Annotated in this window: 4 protein-coding genes; 2 read left to right on the top strand and 2 right to left on the bottom strand. The window is 70.2% G+C overall.

Going from position 1 to position 6881, the window contains the following annotated elements; all coding sequences use genetic code 11:
• Nucleotides 1-346: 346 nt before the first annotated feature.
• Nucleotides 347-3142, bottom strand: coding sequence for an aconitate hydratase (locus ACWC94_RS26385; protein WP_450799528.1), 2796 nt, complete (start codon nucleotides 3140-3142; stop codon nucleotides 347-349).
• A 222-nt stretch (nucleotides 3143-3364) separates the two neighbouring features.
• A complete protein-coding gene (locus tag ACWC94_RS26380; RefSeq protein WP_450799527.1) occupies nucleotides 3365-4066 on the bottom strand; it encodes a hypothetical protein in 702 nt (233 codons plus the stop codon).
• A gap of 219 nt (nucleotides 4067-4285) precedes the next feature.
• Between ACWC94_RS26380 and ACWC94_RS26375 the strand changes: the two genes are divergently transcribed.
• The gene (locus ACWC94_RS26375; RefSeq protein ID WP_450799526.1) at nucleotides 4286-5815 is read left to right on the top strand and encodes a helix-turn-helix domain-containing protein; all 1530 of its coding nucleotides are present in this window, start codon (nucleotides 4286-4288) and stop codon (nucleotides 5813-5815) included.
• Between the two features lie 157 nt (nucleotides 5816-5972).
• Nucleotides 5973-6878 carry a CPBP family glutamic-type intramembrane protease gene (locus tag ACWC94_RS26370; protein WP_450799525.1) on the top strand — a complete coding sequence of 302 codons (906 nt, stop codon included), beginning with the start codon at nucleotides 5973-5975 and terminating at the stop codon, nucleotides 6876-6878.
• The last annotated feature ends 3 nt before the right edge of the window (nucleotides 6879-6881 follow it).

Below are 6881 nucleotides of genomic sequence, written 5' to 3'. Positions count from 1 at the left end.
GCTCGAAGCTGTTCCGTCGCGGTATAGCCGCGCTCGCCGCACTCCCCCTGCTGACCCTGGCAGCCTGCGGCTACGGGCTCCCGTCGTCGCCCGGAGGGCAGACGGGAGTGTGACGACAGGGCCTAGGGGGTTTCGTGTCGGTCATGTGCGGAGCCGGATGACCGGCGCGGCAGCGGGGGGTGGCCGGGTAGCCGTGGCGCGCCGCGCGGGTGTCCTGATGGGGGTCGGTTGGTTCCCTTGCGGCGTTCGCGCACACGGTGGTTCGGGCCGGCGCGGGTGCCGTCGTACGGCGGAGGGCCGCATCCCCGGTTCCGGGGATGCGGCCCTCGACTGCCTGTGCCGGCGCTTACTTGCGGATCAGGTTGCGCAGCACGTACTGCATGATGCCGCCGTTGCGGTAGTAGTCGGCCTCACCGGGGGTGTCGATGCGGACGACGGCGTCGAACTCGACACCGGTGTCGGTGGTGACCTTGACCGTGCGCGGCGTGGTGCCGTTGTTGAGCTCCTCGACGCCCGCGAAGGAGAAGGTCTCCTCGCCGGTCAGTCCGAGGGACTCGGCCGTGGCACCCTCCGGGAACTGCAGCGGCAGGACGCCCATGCCGATGAGGTTCGAGCGGTGGATGCGCTCGTAGGACTCGGCGATGACGGCCTTGACGCCGAGGAGCGCGGTGCCCTTGGCGGCCCAGTCGCGGGACGAGCCGGAGCCGTACTCCTTGCCGGCCAGGACGACCAGCGGGATGCCGGCGGCCTGGTAGTTCTGCGAGGCGTCGTAGATGAAGGAGACCGGGCCGCCGTCCTGGGTGAAGTCGCGGGTGTAGCCGCCCTCGGTGCCCGGCGCGATCTGGTTGCGCAGGCGGATGTTGGCGAACGTGCCGCGGATCATGACCTCGTGGTTGCCTCGGCGGGAGCCGTAGCTGTTGAAGTCGCGGCGCTCGACGCCGTGCTCGGTGAGGTACTTGCCGGCCGGGGTGTCGGCCTTGATGGCGCCGGCCGGGGAGATGTGGTCGGTGGTGACCGAGTCGCCGAGCTTGGCGAGGACGCGGGCGCCGGTGATGTCCTCGACCGGGGCCGGCTCCATGCCCATGCCCTCGAAGTACGGGGGCTTGCGGACGTAGGTGGACTCGGTGTCCCACTCGAAGGTGTTGCCGGTGGGGACCGGGAGGGACTGCCACTGGGCGTCGCCGGCGAAGACGTCCTGGTAGGACTTGGCGAACATGTCCTCGCCGATGGCGTTGGCGACGACGTCGTTGACCTCGGCCTCGGAGGGCCAGATGTCCTTCAGGTAGACCGGGTTGCCGTCCTGGTCGGTGCCCAGGGCGTCACGGGTGATGTCCACCTTCATGGAGCCCGCGATGGCGTAGGCGACGACCAGCGGCGGGGACGCCAGGTAGTTCATCTTGACGTCGGGGTTGATCCGGCCCTCGAAGTTCCGGTTGCCGGACAGGACCGAGGTGACGGCGAGGTCGTGGTCGTTGACGGCCTTGGAGACCTCCTCCGGCAGCGGGCCGGAGTTGCCGATGCAGGTGGTGCAGCCGTAGCCGACGAGGTTGAAGCCCAGCTTGTCCAGGTACGGGGTGAGGCCGGCCTTCTCGAAGTAGTCGGTGACGACCTTCGAGCCCGGGGCGAGGGTGGACTTGACCCACGGCTTGCGGGTCAGGCCCTTCTCGACGGCCTTCTTGGCGACGAGGGCGGCGCCGATCATGACGTACGGGTTGGAGGTGTTGGTGCAGGAGGTGATGGCCGCGACCGTCACCGCACCGTGGTCCAGCTCGTAGGTCGTGCCGTCGGGGGCGGTGACCTGGACCGGGTTGGACGGTACGGCACCGGTGCCCTGGCCGTGCTGCGGGGCGCCGGCCCCGTTCTCCTCGTGGCCGTAGGCCGGGGCGTCGGAGGCCGGGAAGGACTCGGCGCTGGCCTCGTCGACCACGGACGCGGCGGCGGCCGGGGTCTGGGCGACGGGGGCCTCGACGTAGTTGAGGACGTCCTTGGCGAACTGCTGGGCGGCCTCGGCGAGGACGATGCGGTCCTGCGGGCGCTTGGGGCCGGCGATGGAGGGGACGACCGTGGAGAGGTCCAGCTCGAGCTTCTCGGAGAAGTCCGGCTCGGCCTTCGGGTCCAGCCAGAGGCCCTGCTGCTTGGCGTAGGCCTCGACGAGGGCGACCTGCTGGGCGGAGCGGCCGGTCAGGCGCAGGTAGTTCAGGGTCTCGTCGTCGATCGGGAAGATCGCGGCGGTGGAGCCGAACTCGGGGGACATGTTGCCGATGGTGGCGCGGTTGGCGAGGCTCGTGGCGGCGACGCCCTCGCCGTAGAACTCGACGAACTTGCCGACCACACCGTGCTTGCGGAGCATCTCGGTGATGGTGAGCACGAGGTCGGTGGCGGTGGTGCCGGGCTGCAGCTCGCCGGTGAGCTTGAAGCCGACGACGCGCGGGATGAGCATGGAGACCGGCTGGCCGAGCATGGCGGCCTCGGCCTCGATGCCGCCGACGCCCCAGCCGAGGACGCCGAGGCCGTTGACCATGGTGGTGTGCGAGTCGGTGCCGACCAGGGTGTCCGGGTAGGCCTTGCCGTCGCGGACCATCACGACACGGGCCAGGTGCTCGATGTTCACCTGGTGGACGATGCCGGTGCCCGGGGGGACGACCTTGAACTCGTCGAAGGCGGTCTGGCCCCAGCGCAGGAACTGGTAGCGCTCCTTGTTGCGGCCGTACTCCAGCTCGACGTTCTGCTTGAAGGCGTCGTTGGTGCCGAACTTGTCGGCGATGACGGAGTGGTCGATGACCAGCTCGGCCGGGGCCAGGGGGTTGATCTTGGCGGGGTCGCCGCCGAGCTCCTTCACGGCCTCACGCATGGTCGCGAGGTCCACGACGCAGGGCACGCCGGTGAAGTCCTGCATGATCACGCGGGCCGGCGTGAACTGGATCTCCTGGCTGGGCTGGGCCTGGGAGTCCCAGGTGCCGAGCGCGCGGATGTGGTCGGCGGTGATGTTCGCGCCGTCCTCCGTGCGGAGCAGGTTCTCCAGCAGGACCTTGAGGCTGTACGGCAGGCGGGCCGAGCCCTCCACCTTGTCCAGCCGGAAGATCTCGTACGACTCGTCGCCCACCTGCAGCGTGCTGCGGGCGTCGAAGCTGTTCGCCGACACGACAGTCTCCTTCATTGATGTGCGCGTACCACCGTCAATCGTGCCGCCACGCCAGGTTGGCCGATCCGGTGAGGTCAGGCTAAGTTAGGCAAGCCTTACTGGAGTGGCGGCTACGGTGCGCCTCGGCAGATATCTCGATGTCGAGATAACTCTAGTACATGGGCGCTGGATGGTCATGCCCAACCCGGCCCGGCGCGCACCGCGGGCCGGCTTCAGCGGCGGCTACCAGCTCAGATCGGTGGTCATCTTGGCCGGGGCCAGGGCGGTCACGTGACCGTGGTCGCCGTACACAGACCGACGCCAGTGGGCGAACGCCTTGGCGGCGTTGCGCAGCTCTACGTCCTGCCACACGCCGTAGTCGACCCACACATCGGCCTCCGTGCGACCGCTGTCGTCGGGTGTGCGGACGCAGACCCTTGTGACATGGGCGGCGATGGCGGCGTCCGCCTTCGGGGCGCTCGTCGTCAGGTACGTGCGGAATTCGCGCGCCATCGGGAACCAGCGGTGCGGACCGGCCCCCGGCACGCCCGCGCCGTCCTCCGTGGTGTCGTCCACGGGCGGCCCCTGGTCGTCGCTGGTGGTGTCGGGGAGGTCCTGGCCGCCCTGGTCGTCGGTGGTGGTGTCCGGGAGGTCCTGGCCGCCCTGGTCGTCGGTGGTGGTGTCCGGGAGCCCCTGGTCGTCCTGGTCGTCGGACGTCACGTCGGGCAGCCCCTGGTCGTCGGACGTCGTGTCCGGAAGCCCCTGGTCGTCGTCCGTGGTCTGCGGATCCTGTTCCTCGATGTCACAGGTCCTGTCGGCCACGGTCGCCCGCGGTGCCGGTGAACCGCCCCGCGCCGCGTCCGCGTGCCGCGTACCGCAGGAGACGAGCGAGCAGCAGCCGACGAGCAGCGCGGCGACGAGGCGGCGGCGCATCCTGGTCCTCATGTGTATCCCCATGTGTATCCCCCTTCGCGGACTGAGAGGGACACGCGTGGGCCGGGGTTGCGCGGGTAACCGAGCGTCATGCGACATCGACCGATTTGCCCAGAACTTTCCGGATGGCGGGCTGCCGCCGCGCCAGGCGGCGATGACGGACCGTCACGCGTGTCACCCGAACGGACCCCCCAACAGGCGCCATCTCATATCTGAGATAACCTCAACCCCATGGCAGACGACTACCTCGTACGCATCGGCAAGCTCATCCGTGACGCCCGGCAACACCGAGGCTGGACACAGACGCAGCTGGCGGAGGCGCTCGGCACCAGCCAGAGCGCGGTCAACCGCATCGAGCGCGGGAACCAGAACATCAGCCTTGAGATGATCGCCCGAATCGGTGAAGCCCTGGACAGCGAGATCGTGTCGCTGGGGTACGCGGGTCCGATGCACCTGCGCGTCGTCGGCGGCCGCCGGCTGTCCGGTGCCATCGACGTGAAGACCAGCAAGAACGCCTGTGTGGCGCTGCTGTGCGCCTCGCTGCTCAACAAGGGCCGCACGGTGCTGCGCCGGGTCGCGCGGATCGAGGAGGTGTACCGCCTTCTGGAGGTGCTGAACTCCATCGGTGTGCGCACCCGCTGGATCAACGACGGCGTCGACCTGGAGCTGGTGCCGCCCGCCGAGCTGGAGATGGCGGCGATCGACGCGGACGCCGCCGTGCGCACCCGCTCCATCATCATGTTCCTCGGCCCGCTGCTGCACCGCATGGACCACTTCAAGCTGCCGTACGCGGGCGGCTGCGACCTGGGGACGCGGACCATCGAGCCGCACATGATCGCGCTGCGCCGGTTCGGCCTGGACATCGCGGCCACCGAGGGCCAGTACCACGCCCGGGTCGACCGCACGGTCCGCCCCGACCGCCCGATCGTGCTGACCGAGCGCGGCGACACCGTGACCGAGAACGCGCTGCTGGCCGCCGCCCGGCACGACGGCGTGACGGTCATCCGCAACGCCTCCTCCAACTACATGGTCCAGGACCTGTGCTTCTTCCTGGAGGCCCTCGGTGTCAAGGTCGAGGGCATCGGCACCACCACGCTCACCGTGCACGGCGTGCCGAACATCGACGTCGACGTCGACTACTCCCCCTCCGAGGACCCGGTCGAGGCGATGAGCCTGCTGGCCGCCGCCGTGGTGACCGAGTCGGAGCTGACGGTGCGCCGGGTGCCGATCGAGTTCCTGGAGATCGAGCTGGCGGTCCTGGAGGAGATGGGCCTCGACCACGACCGCAGCCCCGAGTACTTCGCGGACAACGGCCGTACGCGGCTGGTGGACCTGACCGTGCGGCCCTCCAAGCTGGAGGCACCGATCGACAAGATCCACCCGATGCCGTTCCCGGGCCTGAACATCGACAACGTCCCGTTCTTCGCGGCCATCGCGGCGGTCGCGCAGGGCCAGAGCCTCATCCACGACTGGGTCTACGACAACCGCGCCATCTACCTCACGGACCTCAACCGCCTCGGCGGCCGGCTCCAACTCCTCGACCCGCACCGGGTGCTGGTCGAGGGGCCGACCCGCTGGCGTGCGGCCGAGATGATGTGCCCGCCCGCCCTGCGTCCCGCCGTGGTCGTCCTGCTGGCGATGATGGCGGCGGAGGGCACCTCGGTCCTGCGCAACGTGTACGTCATCAACCGGGGTTACGAGGATCTCGCCGAGCGGCTGAACTCGGTCGGGGCGCAGATCGAGACCTTCCGGGACATCTGACCCCCGGATGCCGCCGCCCCCTGTCCGAGGCGAGTGGACGCGGGTCGCGACGGGGTGCGGCGGCATGCGGGCCGGTGCGGGAGTGCAGACCACTCCACCTCCCAAAGGGGAGTGGGCCGGATTCACCCGCGGCCGTGCGGGCCCTAGTGTCGCCGGCATGAGAGCTCATTCCGCGTACGGCCGCCCGGCTCACGGCTCCGGCCCGTTCGTCTTCCTGGCGATCGCCTACGCGGGGATGTGGGCGGCCATGTCCCCGCTGCTGGCCAGAGGCTACGAGCGCAGCGACGGCCGATCCGGACCGGACGGGCTCGCCCAGGCGTGCATCGGCGTCGCCATGTTCGCGCCCGCCCTGGCCGCCGTCCTCGTCATCCGGTACGTCGAGCCTTCCCGCCCGCTGCGGCAGGCCCTGGCCCTGCGTCTGCCGCGCCCCCTGGGCCGGGCACTGCGGGCCTGTCTGACGGCCCTCGCCGTACCGGCGGGGCTGACCCTCGCGGCCCTCGGCCTGGGCACGGTCACCGGGACCTACCCCTTCGGTGAGCTCGACGGGGACCGCTTGGGCGCGTGGGCGGCCCGGGTCACGGTGACCCTGCTCGTCTCCCTCCCCCAGTTCGCCGGCGAGGAACTGGGCTGGCAGGGGTACCTCTTCCCCCGCCTGGCCCGCTCCGGTGAACCCCGGAACCTGGTGAGGGCGTACGCCGCTACCGGCGCCGCCTTCGCGCTCTGGCACGTGCCCACGCTGCTGATGGGCGGGCAGTACCCCGGCCGCCCCTGGTACGTGGCCGTGCCCGCCATGGTGATCAGCTGCGTGCTGGGGGTGCCGGTCTTCGCGTGGCTCCGGATCCGCTCGGGCTCGATCCTGCCATCCGTCCTCGGCCATGCCTTCGTGAGCACGGTCAGCGTGGGCATGGTCGGTGTCCTCGCCGCGCCGGATGCCGAACCGGACCCGCTGACCATGGGCTTGTTCGGCTGGCCGGGGTGGGTGGTCATGGGGGGGTTCGTCGCGTTCCTCGCCGTGACAGGGCGGCTCGGATTCGGGGACCGCCCGGCCGGTGACCGGAAGTGAGAC

The sequence above is a fragment of the Streptomyces sp. NPDC001135 genome (assembly GCF_053598395.1).
The sequence above is the reverse complement of the archived record's forward strand: the minus strand, read 5'-3'. Positions and strand labels throughout refer to the sequence as shown.